This window comes from Enterobacter cloacae complex sp. 2021EL-01169 (genome assembly GCF_020733125.1).
In the GTDB taxonomy this organism is placed as follows: Bacteria; Pseudomonadota; Gammaproteobacteria; order Enterobacterales; family Enterobacteriaceae; genus Enterobacter; species Enterobacter roggenkampii.
Genome location: NZ_JAJFTC010000001.1, coordinates 1,244,628 through 1,265,622 on the forward strand (window position 1 = coordinate 1,244,628; position 20,995 = coordinate 1,265,622).

Annotated in this window: 20 protein-coding genes; 3 read left to right on the forward strand and 17 right to left on the reverse strand. The window is 59.9% G+C overall.

Annotation, left to right across the window (positions count from 1 at the left end; all coding sequences use genetic code 11):
- Positions 1 to 5: 5 nt before the first annotated feature.
- From LLF79_RS05925 to LLF79_RS05975, 11 genes are all read right to left on the reverse strand, one after another.
- Positions 6 to 995, reverse strand: coding sequence for a putative FMN-dependent luciferase-like monooxygenase (locus LLF79_RS05925; RefSeq protein ID WP_227879232.1), 990 nt, complete (start codon positions 993 to 995; stop codon positions 6 to 8).
- The gene (locus tag LLF79_RS05930) at positions 992 to 2,599 is read right to left on the reverse strand and encodes an ABC transporter ATP-binding protein (protein ID WP_227879233.1); all 1,608 of its coding nucleotides are present in this window, start codon (positions 2,597 to 2,599) and stop codon (positions 992 to 994) included. Before LLF79_RS05930 ends, LLF79_RS05925 begins: the two co-directional genes overlap by 4 nt.
- Positions 2,596 to 3,447, reverse strand: a complete 852-nt coding sequence (locus LLF79_RS05935; RefSeq protein WP_227879234.1) for an ABC transporter permease — start codon at positions 3,445 to 3,447, stop codon at positions 2,596 to 2,598. The genes LLF79_RS05930 and LLF79_RS05935 overlap by 4 nt, the downstream gene beginning before the upstream one ends.
- Positions 3,444 to 4,388, reverse strand: coding sequence for an ABC transporter permease (locus LLF79_RS05940; RefSeq protein WP_227879235.1), 945 nt, complete (start codon positions 4,386 to 4,388; stop codon positions 3,444 to 3,446). Before LLF79_RS05940 ends, LLF79_RS05935 begins: the two co-directional genes overlap by 4 nt.
- Before the next feature lie 10 nt (positions 4,389 to 4,398).
- A complete protein-coding gene (locus LLF79_RS05945; RefSeq protein WP_227879236.1) occupies positions 4,399 to 6,018 on the reverse strand; it encodes a TIGR04028 family ABC transporter substrate-binding protein in 1,620 nt (539 codons plus the stop codon).
- 149 nt (positions 6,019 to 6,167) lie between these two features.
- A complete protein-coding gene (adhP, locus tag LLF79_RS05950) occupies positions 6,168 to 7,178 on the reverse strand; it encodes an alcohol dehydrogenase AdhP (RefSeq protein WP_008501719.1) in 1,011 nt (336 codons plus the stop codon).
- Positions 7,179 to 7,375: 197 nt separating this feature from the next.
- A complete protein-coding gene (locus LLF79_RS05955; RefSeq protein ID WP_227879237.1) occupies positions 7,376 to 9,085 on the reverse strand; it encodes an ABC-F family ATP-binding cassette domain-containing protein in 1,710 nt (569 codons plus the stop codon).
- A 381-nt stretch (positions 9,086 to 9,466) separates the two neighbouring features.
- Positions 9,467 to 11,164, reverse strand: coding sequence for an NAD-dependent malic enzyme (locus LLF79_RS05960; protein WP_008501715.1), 1,698 nt, complete (start codon positions 11,162 to 11,164; stop codon positions 9,467 to 9,469).
- 176 nt (positions 11,165 to 11,340) lie between these two features.
- Complete coding sequence (sra, locus tag LLF79_RS05965) at positions 11,341 to 11,478, reverse strand: stationary-phase-induced ribosome-associated protein (protein WP_008501714.1); 138 nt, start codon at positions 11,476 to 11,478, stop codon at positions 11,341 to 11,343.
- 95 nt (positions 11,479 to 11,573) lie between these two features.
- Positions 11,574 to 11,789, reverse strand: a complete 216-nt coding sequence (bdm, locus tag LLF79_RS05970; RefSeq protein WP_013096534.1) for a biofilm-dependent modulation protein — start codon at positions 11,787 to 11,789, stop codon at positions 11,574 to 11,576.
- A gap of 231 nt (positions 11,790 to 12,020) precedes the next feature.
- Positions 12,021 to 12,872, reverse strand: coding sequence for a Vmh family MBL fold metallo-hydrolase (locus tag LLF79_RS05975; RefSeq protein WP_023292348.1), 852 nt, complete (start codon positions 12,870 to 12,872; stop codon positions 12,021 to 12,023).
- 110 nt (positions 12,873 to 12,982) lie between these two features.
- On the opposite strand from LLF79_RS05975, the gene LLF79_RS05980 reads away from it, so the two are divergent.
- Complete coding sequence (locus LLF79_RS05980; protein WP_032651913.1) at positions 12,983 to 13,858, forward strand: LysR family transcriptional regulator; 876 nt, start codon at positions 12,983 to 12,985, stop codon at positions 13,856 to 13,858.
- A 19-nt stretch (positions 13,859 to 13,877) separates the two neighbouring features.
- On the opposite strand, the gene LLF79_RS05985 is transcribed toward LLF79_RS05980, so the two are convergent.
- Positions 13,878 to 14,837, reverse strand: coding sequence for a hypothetical protein (locus tag LLF79_RS05985; RefSeq protein ID WP_045352519.1), 960 nt, complete (start codon positions 14,835 to 14,837; stop codon positions 13,878 to 13,880).
- A gap of 115 nt (positions 14,838 to 14,952) precedes the next feature.
- On the opposite strand from LLF79_RS05985, the gene LLF79_RS05990 reads away from it, so the two are divergent.
- Positions 14,953 to 15,381, forward strand: coding sequence for an OsmC family protein (locus LLF79_RS05990; RefSeq protein WP_008501708.1), 429 nt, complete (start codon positions 14,953 to 14,955; stop codon positions 15,379 to 15,381).
- Between the two features lie 23 nt (positions 15,382 to 15,404).
- On the opposite strand, the gene LLF79_RS05995 is transcribed toward LLF79_RS05990, so the two are convergent.
- Complete coding sequence (locus tag LLF79_RS05995) at positions 15,405 to 16,310, reverse strand: LysR family transcriptional regulator (protein ID WP_044596480.1); 906 nt, start codon at positions 16,308 to 16,310, stop codon at positions 15,405 to 15,407.
- 116 nt (positions 16,311 to 16,426) lie between these two features.
- Here LLF79_RS05995 and LLF79_RS06000 point away from each other — a divergent pair, with 116 nt between their 5' ends.
- On the forward strand, positions 16,427 to 17,176 hold the full coding sequence (locus LLF79_RS06000) for an SDR family NAD(P)-dependent oxidoreductase (RefSeq protein WP_021240182.1): 750 nt from the start codon (positions 16,427 to 16,429) through the stop codon (positions 17,174 to 17,176).
- On the opposite strand, the gene LLF79_RS06005 is transcribed toward LLF79_RS06000, so the two are convergent.
- From LLF79_RS06005 to LLF79_RS06020, 4 genes are read right to left on the reverse strand one after another with little or no spacing between them, the layout of a single operon-like run.
- Positions 17,173 to 18,102, reverse strand: a complete 930-nt coding sequence (locus tag LLF79_RS06005) for an ABC transporter ATP-binding protein (RefSeq protein WP_008501705.1) — start codon at positions 18,100 to 18,102, stop codon at positions 17,173 to 17,175. The two genes, LLF79_RS06000 and LLF79_RS06005, sit on opposite strands and share 4 nt — an antisense overlap.
- Positions 18,095 to 19,081, reverse strand: coding sequence for an ABC transporter ATP-binding protein (locus LLF79_RS06010; protein WP_227879238.1), 987 nt, complete (start codon positions 19,079 to 19,081; stop codon positions 18,095 to 18,097). The genes LLF79_RS06005 and LLF79_RS06010 overlap by 8 nt, the downstream gene beginning before the upstream one ends.
- Positions 19,081 to 19,974, reverse strand: a complete 894-nt coding sequence (ddpC, locus tag LLF79_RS06015; protein WP_227879239.1) for a D,D-dipeptide ABC transporter permease — start codon at positions 19,972 to 19,974, stop codon at positions 19,081 to 19,083. Before ddpC ends, LLF79_RS06010 begins: the two co-directional genes overlap by 1 nt.
- Positions 19,971 to 20,993, reverse strand: coding sequence for an ABC transporter permease (locus tag LLF79_RS06020; RefSeq protein WP_032663482.1), 1,023 nt, complete (start codon positions 20,991 to 20,993; stop codon positions 19,971 to 19,973). The genes ddpC and LLF79_RS06020 overlap by 4 nt, the downstream gene beginning before the upstream one ends.
- Positions 20,994 to 20,995: the final 2 nt, after the last annotated feature.

A 20,995-nucleotide genomic window follows, 5' to 3' on the forward strand; every position in this document is an offset into this window, starting at 1 on the left:
TCTCCTCAAAGGATGTGGGGGGCAATATGTTCGGCGATCAGTTCGATGGAGCGCAGCGTGTCTCGATGGGTGGGCTCGACCGAATGGACCTGGAATGAGATGTCCGTGGCGCGCCGGAGAACGGAATCGGCCTGCAGCGAACGCAGCACCGTCTCGGGCGAACCGATGTGGGCGTCGAACTGGCGACGAAAATCGGTGACGGTGTCACCTTTAACCGCGTGTCCGGCAGCGCGATGCTGCTGGGCCTGTCTGGTGAGACCCGGCGTCGCAACCTTCAGCGCATAGTCATCGCTGTCGGCGACGAATGCCGTACGGGAGGCCAGAATACGCGGTGCGATACCGGCAGGCAGAGCCTCAAGGTAGGCATCCACAATCGGGTTCTGGATCGCGTCGAGCGTGAGATCCAACTGGTCTGCCGGACGCGGCTGCGTGCGGGAGAGCATCAAACCGTGTCCGGCCCGCGCGGCGCGAACGGCGCCGTCGACGGAAAAGGTGGCAATCCAGATCCTGTCAGCCAGCTGTGGCGCTGGCGGGTAGAGGTGGTTATCCGGATGGGTAAGCGAATCCCCGCGCCAGGCGCTCTGGATCAAATGTAAATGGTCGGCAAAGGCCGCGCCGCGCTGTTCAAACGTCAGTCCGAACGGCAGGAAAGAGGTCGGCGTGCCGCCCGAACCAAAGCCGACTTCGATACGTCCATCGGCGAGTAAATCCAGCACCGCCGCATCTTCCGCCACGCGCAGCGGGTTTTCCATCGGAAGGGTGATGATGGCCGTGCCCAGCCGAATGGTTTCGGTATACGCCGCAACGTGGGCCAGAAACAACAGCGGCGATGGCAGGCCGCCTTCATTCTCATGGAAGTGGTGCTGCGCAATCCAGGCGCTGTCAAAACCGTGGCGTTCAGCGTGGCGGATCTGTTCTGTAGCCAGTCGATAGCGCTCTTTCGGCGTGGCGTCGTCAAGCAGGCGGGTGAAAAATCCCAGGCGTTTTCGCGTCATGCGAACTCCTCCTTAGCGGGTGAAAAATGGGGAATGGCGGCAATCAGCTCGCGGGTATAGTCGTTCTGTGGTGACGTGAATAAGGTCTCGACGTCACCGTGTTCGACCACCTGACCGCTGCGCAGCACCGTGACGCTGTGGGCGATCCGGCGAACGGTAGAGAGATCGTGCGTGATGAACAGGTAGGTTAATCCCAGCTGCTGCTGCAGCTGCTGAAGCAGTGCCAGAATTTGCGCCTGGACGGTGACGTCCAGCGCGGAGGTGGCTTCGTCCAGCACCAGAATGGTCGGTTCCAGGATCAGCGCCCGGGCGATGGCTACGCGCTGGCGCTGTCCGCCTGAAAGCTCCCTTGCGGTGCGGGTCAGGAGTTCGACGGGCAGGGCAACCCGCTGCGCGACCGTCTCCACCCGGGCCTTTCGCTCCGCCTTGGCGAGGCGAGAAAAGTTCTTCAGGGGCTCTTCGATGATCTCGAACAGCGTCTGACGCGGGTCGAGAGAGGCGAACGGGTTCTGGTAAACAAACTGGATCTTCTGGCGCAGCTGACGGCGGGCCTCGCGGTTGAGGTCGGTGGCATCAATGTCATCAATAATGACCTGTCCGTTATCCGCCTGTTCAAAACCCAGCAAAATACGGGCGAGAGTGGTCTTCCCGGAGCCGGACTCACCGACCAGCGCATGGGTGCTGCCGCGTCTGACGTCAAACGTCACCCGATCCAACGCCTGAAGCTGATGACCTTTACCCAGCGAGAACCGTTTGCTGATGGCGCGGGCGCGAATGGCCGGTGACGCGAGCGGGAGACCGGCTACCGGGGCGATGGTCAGGCGCTGGCCCTGAAGATCGCTCAGCAGCTGACGAGTGTAGGCGTGCTGCGGCGTGCGGACGATATCGGCGGTGTCGCCATGCTCCTGAACCTCACCGTTGCGAAACACCAGCAGCCTGTCCGCGCGCTGGGCGGCCAGGGCCAGATCGTGGGTGACAAACAGAACGGCGGTGCCCGATTCCCGGCGCAGGATATCCAGCAGGTCGAGAATGCGTTTTTGCACCGTCACGTCCAGCGCGCTGGTGGGCTCATCGGCAATGATGACGTCCGGGCTCAGGGCAATGGCGATGGCAATCAGCACGCGCTGTTTCATCCCGCCGGAGAGCTGATGCGGATACTGCGTCATGCGCTGTTCGGGGTGGCTCAGGCCGACCTTTTTCAGCAGGGCGAGCACCTGCTCGTCGCGTTGGGCGTGAGTCACCTTCTGGTGCAGCTGAATAATTTCCCCGACCTGCGCGCCGATCGTCTTCACCGGATTGAGTGAATTACCCGGATCCTGCGGAACCAGGCTGATTCGCGCCCCGCGAAGGGTATCGAGTCGCTTCGCTGACCACCGGCTAATCTCCTCGCCGTTGAGCACGATTTTCCCCGCATCCCGACGGGCGTTATCCGCCAGCAGGCCGATGATCGCCTGCGCCGTGGTCGTTTTGCCGGAACCGGATTCGCCGACAAAGGCCAGCATTTCCCCCCGCTGAAGGGCGAAGCTGACGTTATGCACCACCTCGCGCCACCGGCGCGCGGTACGGTAGCTGATGGTCAGGTTTTCTACCGAGAGTACGGTCATTTCAGGCCTCCGCTGAACTGCTGGCTGATACGGTTGGTGGCCAGCACGACGGCGATGACGACCACGCCGGGGAAGGTGGTTAACCACCAGGCGGTAGAGAGATAGTTACGCCCTTCGGCGATCAATAAGCCCCATTCCGGAACGGGCGGCGGGGTGCCGTAGCCGAGAAAGCTCAGCGTGGACAGGGCCAGAATGGCCTGACCAAACTGTAGCGTGGCAAAGGCAAGGACGGCGGTTAAGGCGTTGGGCAGGATGTGTCGCCACAGCACCGCCAGGAACGTCCCGCCGCTGCCGAACGCCGCCTCGACATAATCCGTATGGCGGATGCGCACCACTTCACCGCGCGCGAGGCGGGCGAAGCTGGCAATGGAGGCCACGCCGACGGCAATGGCGGCGTTAACGGTGCCAAACCCGAGCAGAATAATGACCGTCAGCGAGAGCAGCAGAGACGGAATGGACAACAGCACGTCGACAAAACGCATCAGGAAAGACTCGACGCGTCCTGCGAACGCCCCGGCGATCACCCCGAGACCGGTGCCCACCACCAGCCCCATCGTGACGGCAGCGAGCGCCGCGCTCAGGGAGTGGGCCGCACCGTACACGATACGGGTGTAAACATCGCGGCCAAGCTGATCGGTGCCGAGCCAGTGGCCCGCCTGCGGCGCCAGACGTTGCGCTCCGGCGATGCCCTCAATCGGGCTGTAGTGGGTTAACAAGCCGGGCGCCACGGCGGCAAAAACCGCGAGAATAATCACCGCCCACGCCAGCCACAGTCCCGGCTGCCACGCGATGCCCTGCCAGCCGGGAACGCGTTTTCGCGCCGCGGCAGCGTAATCGACCAGGCTCATGATGCACCTCCGGTAACGGTTTGCAGACGGGGATCCAGCAGCGGCATCAGCAGGTCCACCAGCAGATTGATCAGGACAAAGCCGAGGGCGGAAATCATCACCACCGCCTGAAGCACGGCGATGTCCTGGTTATTTACCGCCTGCTGGGTCAGCTGCCCGAGCCCGCTGCGGCCAAAAACGGTTTCCGTGATCAGCGCTCCGGCAATGAGCTCGCCCAGCAGCAGCCCGGCAATATTGAGTACCGGCAGCAGCGCGTTGCCGGTGACGTGGCGCCACAGGACGGCGGTTTCACTCAGCCCTCTGGCGCGGGCCACGGCGACAAACGGCTGCGTCGCCACCTGGTCCAGGCTGCGCATCAGGATTTGCGCCAGCGGGGCGGAGATCGGGATCGCGACGGTCACGATCGGCAGGATCAACCCCTGCAGCGGCGTCGGGTTAATCACCGGGATCAGCCGCAGCTGGAAAGAAAAGAGCTGGATGAGGGCAATCCCCAGCCAGAACGTCGGTAAGGAGATAAACAGGACCGGCAGCGACTGTAGGGTATTACTTAGCCAGCGCAGACCCGGCAGACGCGACGCAAAGGCCAGCGCAAACGCCAGCAGAACCGCGAGTAAAAAGGCGGGCAGGGCGAGGCTCAGGGTATCCGGCAGATTGCTGGCAATCAGCTCGCTGACCGGCACCCCGGCCTGTAACGAATAGCCGAAATCCCCGTGCAGCATCGCCAGCAGCGTATGGCCGTATTGCTGCCACAGCGGGCTGTCCGCGCCGTAGGCCACGCGCATCTCCTCGATTTGCGCCGGGCTTAAGCCCAGGTCGGGGTTCTGAAATTTAATCAGCACCGCGTCGCCCGGCAGCACCTGGAGCAACACGAACGAGAGGGTAAAGGCGGCCCACAGCACCAGCAGCCCGTGCCCAAAGCGTTGAAGAAGTGCGTGGCGCATCGTCAGCTCCTCAGTGTTTCTCAAGCCACGCGCCGTAGAACGACGGGCGGCCGACCGCTTCAAAATTCACGCCTTTCAGCCATGGCGCACCGGCAAAGACCTGCGGCTCCTCGAAAATCGGAATGACGTAGGCGTTATCCAGCAGGTAGCGCTGGGCATCGCCGGTCAGCTGCAGGCGTTTTTGCGGGTCGACTTCGGCGGAGATATCCACCAGCAGCGCATTCAGCTTGTCGTCACGGAAGCTTTTGACCTTGTCGCTGGAGCCGCCTTTTTGCAGCAGCGCGTCGCGGTTAGCGGGGTAGAACATGCTTTTCACCACGTCAGGATCGGCGCGGCCTACTTCGGAGACGGTTAACGGGGTTTTCAGCGGGTCAAGGTTATCCAGCGTGCGGCTGCCTGCGTCACCGGCTTTCACGCTCAGCGCCACGCCCACCTGACGCCAATGCTGGGCAACCAGCTGCAGCACCTCTTTGTTTTGCGGCTGCGGCAGGGATTCATACACCGTTAGCGCCAGCCGCTGGCCGTCTTTGGCGCGGATGCCGTCGCTGCCCGCTTTCCAGCCCGCCTCGTCCAGCAGCTGGTTAGCTTTAGCCGGGTCAAAGGACAATTTGTCGCTGAGATCGACAAAGCCAGCGGCGGAATCGGCAATCACCGACTTCGCCTGCGGATAGTTAGCCGAGAAGAGGGTCTCAACCACCTGTTTTGCATTCGTGGCATGCAGCAGCGCCTGGCGCACGCGAATATCGGAGACCAGCGGGTTATCCGGGCGGAAGCTGATGCTGTCGTTCACCCCGCGCGTTGGGGCGGCGTAGATTTTATAGCCCTGGTCTGTCGCCTGCTTTTCGTCATACGCCTGCACCTGGCGAATAAAGTCGGCCTGACCGGCCAGCAGGGCGCCGACGCGCACGCTGTCTTCCTGAGTCACGATAAACTTGATGCCATCAAGATTGGCTGGCCCCTGTTGCGCCAGATTTTTTGGCCCCCACTGGTAGTCCTTACGGGCTTCCAGCGTCACTTCGCGCCCCAGCTTCTCGTCCTTCACCACAAACGGGCCAGAGCCGATGATATGCCGGGCGTCACCCAGCTCTTCAAAGTTGCGCTTCAGCGTGCTGAGCGAGACCAGACCCGAGCCAATCGTGGCGGTGCCCTGCAGGAACCCCGGCGACGGTTTTTTGAAGTAGAACTTCACGGTCAGCGGGTCGACCACTTCGCTGCGATCGTAGTTATTGATCACTTCTGACACCGGCAGGCGCTGCGCCTTGTTACCTAAGCCGTAGGTATCAAAGTTTTTTGCTACGGCGTTGGCGTCCAGCGGCGTGCCGTCGGAGAAGGTGATCCCCGGGCGAATTTTGAAGGTGTATTCGGTTTTATCGGCGTTGGTGGTCCAGCTTTCGGCCACCCACGGTTCGACCTGCAGCGTCTTTGGATTTTGCCACGTCAGTTTGTCGGTGATCTGGTTCAGAATGCCGCCGTTCGGGTAGAAGCCGCCGGCGGGCGGATAGAGGTTAGTGTGCGCCTGTTGCTCCAGATAAATCAGCGTGCCGCCTTTGACCGGCGCATCGGCGGACCAGGCTGCGGTGGTCGTCAGAATCAGCGCCGTCAGCAGCGGCAGACGAAATGGGGTTTGCATGGTGAATTCCTTTGTTATCTTCTTGTTAGCGTCGGATTCATCATCGGGCGCGGGGGAAAACAAGGGAACAAAGGAATTAAGATAAGGATTGCCGGAAAATGGCTATAAAAAAACCGCCCCGGTAAGGAGCGGCGATGTACGGTGGGTGATTACGAACGCAGGTCAATCACCATACGGCCACGGATCTGGCCCTGTTCCATCTCTTTAAAGATGGCGTTGATGTCCTCGATCGGACGCATCGTTACTTTCGGCACCACTTTACCTTCAGCGGCGAACTGGAACGCTTCCTGCAGGTCCTGGCGGGTGCCAACCAGCGAACCCACCACCTGAATGCCGTCCAGCACCAGACGCGGAATATCGAGGCTCATCGCTTCCGGCGGCAGGCCAACGGCGACCACGCGGCCACCGGCACGCACGGCATCTACCGCCGAGTTGAAGGCCGCTTTTGCGACGGCAGTGACGACTGCGGCATGCGCGCCGCCGGTTTTTTCCTGCACAATTTTAGCGGCATCTTCACTGCGGGAGTTGATGGTGAGGTCCGCGCCCATGCTGGCTGCCAGCTTCAGCTGTTCGTCGTTCACGTCAAGGGCGATGACTTTGGCGTTAAAGACGTTTTTGGCGTACTGCAGCGCGAGGTTGCCCAGCCCGCCGAGACCGTAAATCGCAATCCACTGGCCCGGTTTAATACCCGACACCTTCACCGCTTTGTAGGTGGTCACGCCAGCGCAGGTAATGCTGCTGGCCGCCGCCGAATCCAGACCGTCCGGCACTTTTACCGCGTAATCCGCGGTGACGATGCACTCTTCCGCCATGCCGCCGTCAACGGAGTAACCGGCGTTTTTCACGTCACGGCACAGGGTTTCGTTGCCGGAATTACAGTATTCGCAGTGGCCGCAGCCTTCAAAGAACCAGGCCACGCTTGCGCGATCGCCGACTTTCAGCGACTTCACGCCAGGGCCGACTTCTTTCACGATACCAATTCCTTCATGGCCCAGGATAACCCCGGTCTTGTCGCCAAAATCACCGTTCTTCACGTGAAGATCGGTATGGCATACGCCACAGCACTCCATCTTCAGCAGGGCTTCCCCATGCTTAAGCGGGCGTAAGGTTTTTTCGGTGACGTTGACCTGGTGGTCCTGAGTGACAACAGCAGCCTTCATGTGTATCTCCTTGTTCATGATAAGAATCTGCATAGCAGGTGTAATACCCCTTAAGGATTAATACATTAGCCTGGTAATGCAAGGCTGCGGCAACATAATGTCATCATTTGATTCGATTTCAGATTAAGAATACGGCGATCCTCTAATAATTAAGGGGGGAAAATGCTGGCCCGGCGAGTCGCTCGCCGGGCGCAGACTTACAGCTGGGCTTCTATCTCCTCAATCTCTTTACGCCATTGCGCCTGGAGCTGCGGCTTTTGATGCTTCGGCTTGCGCGCCAGATCGTCTTCCAGCAGCGTTTCCAGCGCGATCAGCCGCTCAAGCAGATCGTCATGCGGCGAGGGGTGAACCGTCGCGGCGACAGCGGGCGCAGTGGCTGTCACCAGCCCCGCGCGTTCACGCAGCCGCTCAAACACCGCTTCTGCATCGTGCCATTCGCTCAGCGTACCGTCCTCAATCAGCCAGAAACGGTTGCAGCTTTGGCTAATTAACTGACGGTCATGGCTGACCAGCAGCACGCCGCCTTCGAACTGCTGAAGGGTGTGCGTCAGCGCCTCTTTGCCTTCCATGTCCAGGTGGTTGGTGGGCTCATCCAGCATCAGCAGGCTGTAGCGGGCAAGCGTCAGGCCCACGAACAGCAGGCGCGAGCGTTCGCCGCCGCTGAGCGTGCTGACTTTCTGCCCATGGCGGGACCACGGGAACCCGGCGCTGATGAGCGCCATTTTGCGGTTCTGCGGATCCGGTGCAAAAGGCTCCAGCGCGTCGAGCAGCGTGGCGTCATCCGGCAGCTGATGCAACGTCTGGTCGTAGTAGCCCGGCGAGACGCGCGGATGGATTTTCAGCCCACTGTCCGCCGGTTCATCGGAAAAATGTCGCCAGATAAGCTTCATCAACGACGATTTACCGCAGCCGTTACGACCGGCAATCGCCACGCGATCGCCGCTTTTCAGCCGCGCCGTTTCGATGCTAAAGAGCGGCGGTAGCCCAGGCGCGGGCGGGACGCCGAGGTTTTCCATCTCCAGCAGACGGTCAGCCCGCAGCGCGTCGCCGCGCAGGGTTAACGTCCACGGGCTGCCCGCCGTGAGCGCGGTCTGGCTCTCTTTGAGCCGTTCGACCTGTTTTTCCATCTGTTTGGCTTTGCGGGCCAGGTCTTCGTTGTCGTAAACCTTGCCCCAGGTCGCCAGACGTTTGGCGCTGGCGGTCACGCGGTCGATCTCCTTTTGCTCCGCCTTGTGGCGCTGCGCGTCGGTCTCATCTTTGGCTTCCAGCGCCTGACGTGCCGCCGTGCAGGGAAGGGCAAAGTAGTGCAGCGTTTTATCGCGCAGGATCCAGCTGCCGTTGGTGACGGCATCCAGCAGCTGTCTGTCATGCGAGACCAGCACAAAGCTGCCCGACCAGGTCTGTAAAAAGTGCTCCAGCCAGAGCATGGTCGGGAGGTCCAGGTGGTTGCTGGGTTCATCCAGCAGGAGCAGGTCCGGCTCGTGAATCAGCGCCCGGGCCAGCAGCAGGCGGGTGTGCTGCCCGCCGCTCAGCGTGGCGGAGTGCAGCGCCATATCCTGCGGCGTAAAGCCCATGCCTGCCAGCAGCGTTTCGGCTTTCCAGCGCAGGCTATCGCGCTCAGCAAAAGGGAGCTGTGCGAGTACGGCATCCAGCATGGTGAGCGGTAAAATAACGTCCGGGAGATGCTGCTCCACGCGCGCCATCAGGCAATGCCCGGCCAGCGCTACCGTTCCGGCAGCAGGGGAATCCGTGCCGTCCAGCACCTTCAGCAGCGTACTTTTGCCGCAGCCGTTATCGCCCAGCAGGCCAATGCGGTCGCCTTTTTTCAGCGTAAAGGAGAGTGAGTCGAAGAGCGTGCCAAACGCCGTATCAACGCGTAAAGATTGTGCAGTGAGTAAAGTGCTCATTGTTGCTTACCCAAGAGTTACAGGCATGTTTATGCCTCGTCAAACATCGCTGACGATAACTCAGTAAGCCCGAGAGAAGGGATTTCAGGGGGGGGTGTCTTCGCTCAAGCCGAAGTTATCGCAGCACGATACCGATAACGCTTGAGCGGGTGCGATCACCAAATGTATGTGAAACATTGAAAATTTCACGATACAGCATAATTGGCCTCCTTATATATTCAGTGGGTTAATGGATGAAAGGAGTGTAGCGGGGGAAAAGGGGTTTGGCTAGTGGGTATTCGAGGGTGCGGTTTGTTGCCCTCACCCTGACCCTCTCCCACAGGGAGAGGGAAACACCCAGCCCGTAGGCCCGGTAAGCGAAGCGCCACCGGGCGGAGCGGATCAAATCGACGTACGGCGATAGCTGCGGTATTCAGGCTTCCAGAAGTTGTCGTCGATGGCCTGCTGCAGCGCGTCGGCAGAGGTTTTCACCGCCACGCCCTGCTGCTGCGCCATTTTACCCACTGCAAACGCGATAGCGCGCGACACCTTGTGAATGTCCTTCAGCTCGGGCAGAACCAGACCTTCGCCGTCGTTGACCAGCGGCGAGTGGCCCGCCAGGGTCTCGCTCGCCGACATCAGCATTTCATCGGTGATGCGGGACGCGCCGGAGGCGATAACGCCCAAACCAATGCCCGGGAAGATGTAAGAGTTGTTGCACTGGGCAATCGGATAGGTTTTATCCTTCCACACCACCGGATCGAACGGGCTGCCGGTGGCAACCAGCGCGTTACCTTCGGTCCAGGCGATGATGTCTTGTGGCGTCGCCTCCACGCGGGACGTCGGGTTAGACAGCGGCATCACGATAGGGCGCTCGCAGTGCTTGTGCATCTCGCGAATAATCTCTTCGGTGAAGAGACCGGTTTGCCCGGAAACGCCGATCAGAATATCCGGCTTCACGTTGCGCACCACGTCCAGCAGGGAAAGGACTTCGTTGTCGGTATCCCAGTTTTTCAGGTTTTCGCGTTTCTGCACCAGCTTGGTCTGGAACGGCAGCAGGTTCGGCATGCCGTCGGTCAGCAGGCCGAAACGGTCCACCATAAAGACGCGGGAGCGGGCCAGCTCTTCGCTTAACCCTTCGCGCTGGGTCTGGGCGATAATCTGCTCGGCAATACCGCAGCCCGCGGAGCCTGCGCCCAGGAAGACGATTTTCTGATAGCTCAGCTGGCTTCCCGCCGCACGGCTGGCGGCGATGAGCGTACCCACCGTCACGGCCGCGGTGCCCTGGATATCGTCGTTAAAGGAGCAGATCTCATCGCGATAGCGGTTCAGCAGCGGCATCGCGTTTTTCTGCGCGAAGTCTTCGAACTGCAGCAGCACGTCCGGCCAGCGGTGCTTCACGGCCTGGATGAAGTCGTCGACAAACTGATAGTACTCGTCGTCGGTAATACGCGGATGGCGCCAGCCCATATAGAGCGGGTCGTTGAGCAGCTGCTGGTTGTTGGTGCCGACGTCCAGCACCACCGGCAGGGTATACGCCGGGCTGATGCCGCCGCAGGCGGTATACAAAGAGAGTTTACCGATAGGGATCCCCATCCCGCCGATGCCCTGGTCGCCGAGGCCGAGAATACGTTCACCGTCGGTCACCACAATTACTTTAATGTTGTGGTTCGGCACGTTCTGCAGAATATCGTCCATGTTGTGACGGTTCTGATAAGAGATGAATACCCCGCGGGAGCGACGGTAGATCTCGGAGAAACGCTCGCAGGCGGCACCCACCGTCGGGGTGTAGATCACCGGCATCATCTCTTCAAGATGGTTTTGTACCAGGCGATAGAAGAGGGTTTCGTTGGTGTCCTGAATGTTGCGCAGGTAGATGTGTTTGTCGATTTCAGTTTTGAAACCCTGGTACTGGATCCACGCGCGCTCTGCCTGTTCTTCAATGGTTTCAACCACTTCGGGCAGTAAACCCAGCAGGTTAAAGCTGCTGCGCTCTTCCATGCTGAAGGCGCTGCCTTTGTTGAGCAGGGGGAATTCGAGTAAAACCGGTCCGGCGTATGGGATGTATAAGGAACGATGTTTTTTCAGTTTGTTGTCCATGTCACTCACTCTTTTTATGAAGATCCGTCCCTGACACTGCTGTTTGTCATCTTTCTGGCCTGTGCGATGGGGTGCGGTCCGGCGGTATTATAAAGGAGCTAAATATTAATTACCGCAACACATAAACAAAAACACCACCGGGATTACCGATGGTGTTCTGGATCTCAGTCTGGAACTTACTTGCCCGCGTGGCGTTTTCTGCCGGTGGCGTGAGTGACTTGGGTTTCGTGGTCGCCTTCAATCACCACTTTGCGCTGATTAGAAAGCTTGTAGTTCAGTCCCAGAATATGGCGTGCCTGACGGTTCGATTTCATATTAACTCCTCAATCCTGTTGATAGTTTTAAGGACCAGTTTGCTTACGCAAACGAAATGTAACCCCTTAGGTTGCAGATCCAGCTTAGCAGTTTTTTACAAGGGTGCGTTTTGCCCGCTGACGACGTAGTTAATGGTCTGCTGGTAGATGTCACTGAGGATGTCATTATCTGTGGATTCCACCCACTTGGTGAGTTCCATCAAAATGTCATCTTCAGTCACAGCACCGTGCTCGGCGTGAAGACCCTGTGCAATCGCGTTAACGAGTTCAGGTTGTGCTGCTGCGGTATTTGCCGGGTAATAAGTAAACATGCTGCCTCCGTGTCGTTGTCTGTTTAATGGTACGGCTCGCAAAAAATTTAATTCACAAACAGAATGGCAAATATTTTCCCGGTTGTGGCTCAGATTCATCTTAGAAATAAAAATGACATAAGTGTATGCTTTTGTGTGCTTTTGAAATGGGGGGTAAATCGACGTGGCGCTGAGAGAATATTATGACGGTGCTCCTGCTATCTCGAAAAAATAGCAGGAGCAGCGTTTACATTACCACTTCATTTCGCCGGTATTCACCTTAGCGCTTAATTCCAGCGAGCTCTCTTCAGCCAGATTCGGATACTGTTTTTTCAGGGTGCTGATGACGCCCGCAGAATCTTTATGAACGGACAAGGCCTTTTCAAAGCGCTGGAGATAGTCACGGGTAAAATCAATCGCACCCGTCCCGGCTGGCGGGGTACCCAGATAGTGACCCGGGATCACGCGCTCGGGTTTGTGCGCCGCCATGTTCACCAGCGTTTCCTGCCACTGCTTACGGCTTTCCGCTGTCTGGGTGTCCGCCGTCCAGACGTGAATCCCCCAGGCTACGCCAGTGCCGCCGAGGATGGTCTTTGCGGACGGGATCCATACATAGGCCGCATAGCTGTCAGGCTGTTCGATGTCGATCTTCTCCCCGTCAACCATAAACGTGGTGGAGGCGAGAACCTGCGGGACGACCAGCTCCGTTGGCGCGCCGTCTTTCATCTGCGGACCCCAGAAGGCGAGCTTGGCGTCTTTAGTGGCCTTGATGTGATCAACCACGTGCTGCGTGGCCACCACTTTGGCGTTCGGGAAGGCTTTGACCAGCGGCTGCAGGCCAAAATAGAAATCCGGATCGCCGGAGGTGATCACAATCTTGTTCAGAGTCTTACCGCTTTGACGAATTTTCTCTACCAGCGCTTCGCCATCCTTCACGCTGAACTGCGCGTCAAACAGCACCGCCTCTTTCGGGCCGGAGACCAGCGTGGAGGAGACCGCGAAAATGCCTTTCTCCTGCGGGTTATAGGTATCAATGCTTAACGGCGCGGCAAAAACAGCCGGCGTGAAAAGGGTGGAAAGCAGGGCAAGGTGAGTGAATTTCATGCTGTTGTCTCTGTTGTTCAGGAATGTCTCTATTGTACGGAAATTCGCATTTGCCAGAATTCCTGAAACAAGACATGCTTAGTTTCATAAATCGAGCAGATGGAGTTGATATGGATCGCGTGATTGCCGCTCAGGTTTACAACCGAATATGCGAGCTGGGAAGTTTGAGCGCGGCGGCCCGGGCGCTGGGTATTTCCCGCCCAATGGTGAGCCGCTACCTTGAACAGATGGAGAAATGGGCGGGCACGCGGCTGGTAAACCGCTCCACGCGCAAGCTGACGCTGACCGCGGCAGGCGAAAAGGTGCTGCAAAAAACGCGGACGCTCTCGCAGATCTCGCAGGAAATTGAAGGCCAGTCGGAAAAAGATCTCCCGTCTGGCACCCTGCGGGTGGCCTGCGCGCACTTTACCGCCATGCACCTGATTGCGCCGGTCCTGCCCGGTCTGCTCTCGCGCTACCCGCAGCTGCGCATCGAACTGGATGTGAACAACCATCCGGTCAGCCTGGTGGGAGAGCGCATTGACGTCGCCGTACGCATTACCGATAACCCTGAACCCGGCATGATTGCCCGTCGGCTGGGGGAGTGTCGCTCGGTCCTTTGCGCCTCGCCGGACTATCTGGCGCAGCACGGCACGCCTGGCAGCCCCGAAGAACTAGCCCGGCACAACTGCCTGCACTACAGCTTTTTTGCCGGGCAGTCCTGGCACTTCCTGACGCCGGAGGGCGAAAGCCTGAGCGTGGCCGTCAGCGGCAACCTAAGCGCCAGCATCTCTTCGCTGCTGATGGACGCGGCGATTAAGCACTGCGGTATCGCCATGCTGCCGGAGCGTGAAGCGCGTGCCGCGCTGGAGCAGGGATGGCTGGTGCCGGTACTGGCGGCGCTGGAGCCGAAGCCGCTGGCCATCCATGGTATTTATCAGTCCCGGGAATACCAGCCTGCCGCGCTGCGGGCGTTCCTTGATGAGCTGGCCCGCTATCTGGCATGAGCGCGGCGTTTGCCGTCGTTTACTTAGCCTTTAGCCAGGGGGAGGCTGTGCTCCAGAAAATAATATCCGCCCCGAGATAATTTTCCGCGAACCGATCAAATTCTGCTTTGGTGAAGGGCTTGCCGGTCTCAGGGTTCTTATAGGTCAGGGTCGGTTCCTGAACCGCCATGGCGATAAGCGGCAGCGTCTGTTTATTTTTATGGAAGAAAGGATAGGCATTCTTCATATGCGCCTTGCGGTTGGGAACAATGTCCGGCCCACCGAGGCCGACATTGTTGGCGCTGGCATACGCAAAAAGACGCCCCATGTAGTTGCGGTCATTATCCCATTCGCACGGCCAGAAGTTCACGTATTGCACCACGTGTGATTTCTGAAAAGCCTTGCGCGCAAAGGCCAGGTTTTCCATTTCTCCCGCAAAATAACTGTCGCAGGTAAATCCGGCGGGCGGATTTTTTTCGTCAAGATCGATGGCGGTTTCAGGCAGGTTTACGCCATATACCTCGCCATCAAAGCGTTTCGCGAGGGCGGCCAGCAGCGCCTGGTAGCGCTGGCGCACCGCGGGATCCCACTGACGCGCCACCCAGCCTGAACCGACCGGCTTGCCTTCGCCGGGGTTATCGAACTGCGGCGCAATCCCGCCACCATATTGCTTATCGTGCATCAGATAGTCCGGCACGTAGCGGGCGTCCGCCTCAAAGAAACGGTCCTGAATCTGGATGAAGAGCTTTTTCCTGGCAGCCTTAAGACGCGCGAGATCCCGTTCAATGCGCGAGAAATCGTAGCGATCCTTCTCAGGCTCAAGCGCGCGCCAGTTGTAGACGATCTGTACGCCGCCGATATCGCTTCGCACAACGAGCGGGAACGCCGCGTCGAGCTCGCCGGAGCTGGTATAGATAAAGTTCTCGGGCGTTTTCGCCTGCAAAGACAACGATAGAGCGAGGGTAGCGATCGCAACGGCCATCCTGATTTTTAGCGCCATAGGTTTATCCTTTTTGTCGGTACAGCAGGTGTAAGTCCCGGAATTGTCTGTGTTCCAGGGGCAGTCAGATGCGTAGTCTATACTTAACCCTTTGTAAGCCAAAAGGAGAGCAAGAATGACTATTCATAAGCACGGTTCGGCACATTGGTCTGGCGACATTAAGCGCGGTAAAGGAACGGTTTCCACCGAGAGCGGCGTTCTCAATCAACAGCCTTATGGCTTTAATACCCGTTTTGAGGGTGAAAAGGGGACCAACCCCGAAGAGCTTATCGGCGCGGCACATGCGGCCTGCTTCTCGATGGCGCTGTCGCTGATGCTCGGCGAAGCGGGCTATACCGCCGACGCCATTGATACCACCGCGGATGTCTCCCTCGATAAAACGGACGGCGGTTTTGCCATCACCAAGGTTGCCCTGAAGAGCAAGGTGACCGTTCCCGGCATCGCCCCTCAGCAGTTCGACGGTATTATTCAGAAAGCCAAAGCGGGCTGCCCGGTTTCGCAGCTACTGAAAGCCGAAATTACGCTGGACTATACGCTTAACTAAGCCTCAGCCGGGCTGGCGCCCGGCTATCCCTTCAGCGCGGCGGGAAACACCTCCGCCAGCCAGGCAATAAACACCTTCAGACGGTGCGTCAGATGGCGATTCTGAGGGTATACCACGTGAAATGGATAGGCGGCAGGGCGCCAGTCGCTCAGGATCGCCGCCAGCGTTCCCGCCTGTAAATACGGCTTTGCCGAATACTCAAACGTCTGCACGATCCCCAATCCTGCCACGGCCGCCGCCAGGTGGGCATTACTTTCATTTATGCCGAGATAATGGGGGATATTGATTTCCATCGCCTCGCCATGCCGCCTGAAGCGAAAGGGAAACGCCCGCCCGGTGACGGGCGAGAGGTAGCTAATGAGCTTGTGGCCGTTGCACAGCTCCTGTGGATAGGCTGGAACGCCATGGTTTTTCAGGTAGCCCGGCGTCGCGCAGGTGACCATTTCGGCGTTACCAATATGGCGAGCGATAAGGGTCGAATCGTCCAGCGGGCCGCCGCGGATCACGCAGTCTACGTTACCGCTGATGAGATCGACCGGCCGGTCGGCCACGCCAAGGTCGATGCGGATATCCGGGTAGCGCCGCATAAAATCCGGCAGCAGGGGGATGAGCACGTCCCGGGCGGTGGAGCCGCCCACGTCAACCCGCAAATGCCCTTTGGGCGTCGCGCGGGAAACGCGAAACGCGGTGTCGATGTCTTCGATATCTATCAAGACCCTGAGCGCTTTTTCATAGTATTCCATCCCTTCCGGCGTCGCGACCACCCGGCGAGTCGTTCGGTGCAGGAGGCGTATCTCCAGGTGCGTCTCAAGCGATTTCACCAGCTTGCTCAGCGTGGCGATGGGCATGTTCAGCGAGTCCGCCGCGCGGGTAAAGCTGCCGGTTTCCACCACCCGGGTAAAGGCGCGCATCGCCATGAGCTGATCCATGAGACTCCCTCTGATTATTTCTGTATGTGAATAGTCATTTTCATTTTTGCTGGTTTTTCACTAATCCCGCAAGGGCTAAAGTTTGTCCAACGCAAACCCAACAAAAGGTAAATGACATGAACACGACTCTCTCAGGAAAAATCGCACTGGTCACCGGCGGCAGCACCGGCATCGGTCTTGCCACGGCGCAGGAGCTGGCGGCACAGGGCGCGAAGGTGTACATCACCGGACGACGTCAGGCCGAGCTGGACGCGGCGGTGGCTGAAATCGCTTCAACGGCAGTGGGCATTCGCGCTGACGTGTCAAAACTGTCGGACCTGGACGAGGTCTATGCCCGGATAGCCAAAGAAGAAGGCCGCCTCGATATTCTGTTCGCCAATGCGGGTGGCGGCGATATGCTGCCGCTAGGCGCGATTACCGAAGAGCAGTTTGACCGGATTTTCGGCACTAACGTTCGCGGGGTGCTGTTCACGGTGCAGAAGGCGCTGCCGCTGCTCTCCGCCGGATCCTCGATTATTCTGACCGGCTCGACGGTGTCCATTAAGGGGACGGCAAACTTTAGCGTCTACAGCGCCAGCAAGGCCGCCGTGCGCAACTTTGCCCGCTCCTGGGCGCTGGATTTGCAGGGCCGCGGGATCCGCGTCAACGTGGTAAGCCCGGGCCCAATCAAAACGCCTGGCCTCGGCGACCTCGTGCCGGAAGAACACCGCCAGGGGCTGTACGACGCGCTGGCCGCTCAGGTGCCGCTGGGCCGTTTAGGCGCGCCGGGTGAGGTGGGTAAAGCGGTGGCGTTTCTGGCCTCCGATGCGGCCAGCTTTATTAACGCCACCGAGCTGTTCGTGGACGGCGGCATGGCGCAAATCTAACCCAGACTGCGCCAGCAGCGGACGTCACGGCCCTCGCGAGAGGGCTGTAACGGCTGAGGACGCTCGCACCCCTGCGCGGCCATCGGGCATCGGTCGCGGAAAAAACAGCCTTCGGGCAGACGGCGGTTGCCGGGAAGCTCGGTTTTGCGTAACGCCAGCGTTTCATCCAGCGGTTCACCGGTGCGCGGAACCGAATCGAGCAGCAGGCGGGTGTAAGGATGGCGCGGCTCGCCAAGCACCTGCGCGGCGCTGCCCAGCTCCACAATCTGCCCAAGGTACATCACCGCCACGCGGTCGCTCATGTGCCGGACCACCGAGACGTTATGTGAGATCAACACGTAGGTCAGATTACGCTGCTGTTGTAGCGTCACCAGCAGGTTGAGGATCTGCGCCTGCACGGAAATATCCAGCGCGCTGGTGGGTTCATCGAGCACGATGATATCCGGATCGGACGAGAGCGCCCGGGCGATGGCAATGCGCTGGCGCTGCCCGCCGGAGAAGGCGTGCGGAAGCCGGTCGAGATATTCCGGGCGAATGCCCACCTGCAGCGCCAGGTTTTCAGCCAGCTGGCGGCGGTCGCGCTCGCTGCTGCGCTTTTGCACCCACACCGGCTCGGTGATGATTCGCCAGACCGGCAGGCGCGGGTCAAGCGAGGAGAGCGGATCCTGAAACACCATCTGCATGCCGCCCGCGTGGTGCGCCCGCTGGCAGGCGCCGGTGCTGGGCTTAAGCATGCCCATCAGCAGCTGGGCGAGCGTGCTTTTCCCGCAGCCGGATTCCCCGACAATGCCAAGCGTTTCTCCCCGACGGATCTCAAGGTCGAGCCCGTTGAGCGCATGGACCCGTTCCGTCACGCGGCCCAGCCAGTTTTTGCGCGCCGCAAAGTTCACGTGCACGCTATCCAGTTCCAGCAGTACATCAGACATGGGCTTTCTCCCGTTGTGGATACCAGCAGGCGGCCTGTTGGCCCTCTGCGCCAGTGGGCGCTAAGCGCGGCGTTTCGCTGCATTTCGCCCCGGCGGCAAAGCAGCGCTCGCGGAATGCGCATCCCTGCGGAAGCTGGCTGAGGTTGGGCACCGTGCCGGGGATGGCGGGAAGCGGGGTGCGCGGCTGGCCGTTTTCCGGCGCGCACTGCAGCAGACCAATAGAGTAGGGATGCACGGGCTGGTGGATCAGCGTTTGCGTGGTTCCGCTCTCGATCACGCTGCCCGCATACATTACATACACTCTGTCGCAGAGCTGTGACACCACGGCCATATCGTGGCTGATAAACAGCACCGAGGTGCCGCTGGCCCGCGCCTTGTGCTTCAGCAGGCGCAGCACCTGCAGCTGAACGGTGACGTCCAGCGCCGTGGTTGGTTCGTCGGCGACGATCAGCTCCGGCTCGCAGGAGAAGGCAAGGGCAATCATCACCCGCTGGCGCATGCCGCCGGAGAGTTCAAACGGATAGCGCGCCATGACCGCTTTCGCGTCCGGGATTTGCATCTCTTCCAGCAGGGTAATCGCCTTCTGCTGCGCCTCACGCCGGGAAAGCGGTTGATGCTGGCGGATCACCTCTACCATCTGTTTGCCAATCCGCCGCGTCGGGTTGAGGGCGGTCATGGGCTCCTGAAAAATCATCGCGACCTTTGCACCGCGCCACTGGCGAAGCTGTTTCTCGGACGCCGTCAGGACATTTTCGCCGAGTAATTTCACCTGACCATGATGAATGCGGTAGCTGCCTTCCGGCAGCAGACGCATGGCGAGCATGGCGGTCACGGATTTACCCGAACCGGATTCGCCCACCACGCCGACAATTTCACCCCTGCCGATCTCCAGCGAGACGTGGTTCAGCGCGTGGACCTCGCCGCGGAAAATCGGGAAGCTCAGATGCAGGTCTTCAATCTTGAGAACCGGATCGGTCATCACTGTTTACCTCCTGACTTCGGATCCAGCAGATCGCGGATGCCATCCCCAAACAGGTTAAAGCCCACGGCGGTAATCAAAATCGCCGCTCCGGGAAACGCGCAGTACCACCACTGGTCCAGAACGTAGTTACGGCCGACGGCCACCATCGCGCCCCATTCGGCGGTCGGCTGCTGCGCGCCCAGGCCAATAAACCCCAGCGTGGCGGCCATCAGGATGGCGCTGCCGATGTCCAGCGACGCCTGCACAATCAGCGGCGGCAGGGCGTTGCGCAGGATATGCCAGCGGATCACATGCCAGCGGGATGCGCCAAAGGTGCGGGCCGCCTGCACGTAGGTAAACTGGCGCACCACCAGGGTTTGGCCGCGCGCCAGGCGGACGTAAAACGGAATGCGGACAATCGCAATCGCCAGCATGGCGTTAAACAGGCTTGGCCCGAGCGCGGCGGCCAGCGCCATGGTCAGCACCAGGGAAGGTATCGAGAGCATAATGTCCATCACCCGCATGATGACGGCGTCGCCGCGCCCGCCCAGCACGCCGGACAGACAGCCCAGCAGCGAACCGATGCCGCCCGCAATTACCACCACCGCCAGCCCGGCGGTAATGGACTGCTGGCTGCCCGCCAGCACGCGGCTGAACAGATCGCGGCCCACCTCGTCGGTACCAAACCAGTGCTGCGCGGACGGCGCCTGCAGGCGCGCGGTCAGATCCAGCGCGTTCGGGTCGTGCGGCACGATCCACGGTGCGGCCACCATAATGAAAAGCATCACCAGCATAATGACGCCGCCAACCATCGTGAGCGGACTTTGGCGCAGCTTCCAGAACAGCTTTGCCCAGTTGACGCGTTGTCTGGCGGTTTTCACCGGGACGGGCGTTTCCTGCGTTAACATCATTCGGCACCTCCGCGCCCGATTCGCGGGTCAATCCACAGGTAAAGCAGATCGACCACCAGATTAACCAGCACGTAGGCCAGCGAAACAACGACGGCAAAGCCCATCACGGCAGGGAAATCGAGCGCCTGAATGGACGTCACCACCCAGGCGCCCATGCCCGGCCAGGCAAAGACGGTTTCGGTCAGCACGGCGCCGTACAGCAGATCCCCCAGCGCCAGCCCGAGCACGGTAATCGACGGGATCATCGCATTCGGCAGGGCGTAGCGCAGGACGATATACCAGCCGGGCAGGCCGCTGGCGCGTGCCGTGCGGATGTAGTCCTCGCTAAGCTGCTCCAGCATCGCGGAACGGACCTGACGCGCCACGATACCGAGATGCACAAATGCCAGCGTCAGCGAGGGTAAAATCAGGTGCTGCAGCGCATTGAAAAAGACCTCGCCGTTGCCTTCCAGCAGCGCGTCCAGCAGATAAAAGCCGGTGACGTGCGTCGGCGGATCGAGCCAGTCGTCCAGCCTGCCGCCGCCCGGCAGGATTTGCAGGTGCCCGTAGAACAGCACAATGACGCCCAGCCCAAGCCAGAAGGCCGGGGTGGAGATCCCGGTCATCGCCATTAAACGCACCAGGTGATCCAGCCAGCGGTTGCGGTACACCGCCGATAAAACCCCCAGCGGCACGCCGATGACCAGCGCCAGCAGGAGGGAACAAAAGGCCAGCTCCAGCGTGGCGGGGAAAAAGGCCTTCAGGTCTTCCGCAACCGGGCGTCCGGTACGGATAGAGGTGCCTAAATCACCGTGGGCCAGGGCGTCCACGTAGCGGCCAAACTGAACGTAGAGCGGCTGATCCAGCCCCAGCTGCTGGCGAATGTTCTGCACGATGTCGTCGCTGGCGCGGTCGCCGGCCAGCAGACGGGCCGGATCGCCGGGGATCAGATGTGAAATAATAAAAGTGATAATACAGACACCGGCCACCACCAGGAGTAACCCCCAGCAGCGCTGGCGCACGATGCTCCAGAACGTCATAC

Excerpts from the sequence above, each read along its gene's own strand:
- LLF79_RS05925 (WP_227879232.1), bottom strand. The coding sequence starts at position 995 with ATGACGCGAAAACGCCTGGGATTTTTCACCCGCCTGCTTGACGACGCC.
- LLF79_RS05930 (WP_227879233.1), bottom strand. The coding sequence starts at position 2,599 with ATGACCGTACTCTCGGTAGAAAACCTGACCATCAGCTACCGTACCGCG.
- LLF79_RS05935 (WP_227879234.1), bottom strand. The coding sequence starts at position 3,447 with ATGAGCCTGGTCGATTACGCTGCCGCGGCGCGAAAACGCGTTCCCGGC.
- LLF79_RS05940 (WP_227879235.1), bottom strand. The coding sequence starts at position 4,388 with ATGCGCCACGCACTTCTTCAACGCTTTGGGCACGGGCTGCTGGTGCTG.
- LLF79_RS05945 (WP_227879236.1), bottom strand. The coding sequence starts at position 6,018 with ATGCAAACCCCATTTCGTCTGCCGCTGCTGACGGCGCTGATTCTGACG.
- adhP (WP_008501719.1), bottom strand. The coding sequence starts at position 7,178 with ATGAAGGCTGCTGTTGTCACTCAGGACCACCAGGTCAACGTCACCGAA.
- LLF79_RS05955 (WP_227879237.1), bottom strand. The coding sequence starts at position 9,085 with ATGAGCACTTTACTCACTGCACAATCTTTACGCGTTGATACGGCGTTT.
- LLF79_RS05960 (WP_008501715.1), bottom strand. The coding sequence starts at position 11,164 with ATGGACAACAAACTGAAAAAACATCGTTCCTTATACATCCCATACGCC.
- sra (WP_008501714.1), bottom strand. The coding sequence starts at position 11,478 with ATGAAATCGAACCGTCAGGCACGCCATATTCTGGGACTGAACTACAAG.
- bdm (WP_013096534.1), bottom strand. The coding sequence starts at position 11,789 with ATGTTTACTTATTACCCGGCAAATACCGCAGCAGCACAACCTGAACTC.
- LLF79_RS05975 (WP_023292348.1), bottom strand. The coding sequence starts at position 12,872 with ATGAAATTCACTCACCTTGCCCTGCTTTCCACCCTTTTCACGCCGGCT.
- LLF79_RS05980 (WP_032651913.1), top strand. The coding sequence starts at position 12,983 with ATGGATCGCGTGATTGCCGCTCAGGTTTACAACCGAATATGCGAGCTG.
- LLF79_RS05985 (WP_045352519.1), bottom strand. The coding sequence starts at position 14,837 with ATGGCGCTAAAAATCAGGATGGCCGTTGCGATCGCTACCCTCGCTCTA.
- LLF79_RS05990 (WP_008501708.1), top strand. The coding sequence starts at position 14,953 with ATGACTATTCATAAGCACGGTTCGGCACATTGGTCTGGCGACATTAAG.
- LLF79_RS05995 (WP_044596480.1), bottom strand. The coding sequence starts at position 16,310 with ATGGATCAGCTCATGGCGATGCGCGCCTTTACCCGGGTGGTGGAAACC.
- LLF79_RS06000 (WP_021240182.1), top strand. The coding sequence starts at position 16,427 with ATGAACACGACTCTCTCAGGAAAAATCGCACTGGTCACCGGCGGCAGC.
- LLF79_RS06005 (WP_008501705.1), bottom strand. The coding sequence starts at position 18,102 with ATGTCTGATGTACTGCTGGAACTGGATAGCGTGCACGTGAACTTTGCG.
- LLF79_RS06010 (WP_227879238.1), bottom strand. The coding sequence starts at position 19,081 with ATGACCGATCCGGTTCTCAAGATTGAAGACCTGCATCTGAGCTTCCCG.
- ddpC (WP_227879239.1), bottom strand. The coding sequence starts at position 19,974 with ATGATGTTAACGCAGGAAACGCCCGTCCCGGTGAAAACCGCCAGACAA.
- LLF79_RS06020 (WP_032663482.1), bottom strand. The coding sequence starts at position 20,993 with ATGACGTTCTGGAGCATCGTGCGCCAGCGCTGCTGGGGGTTACTCCTG.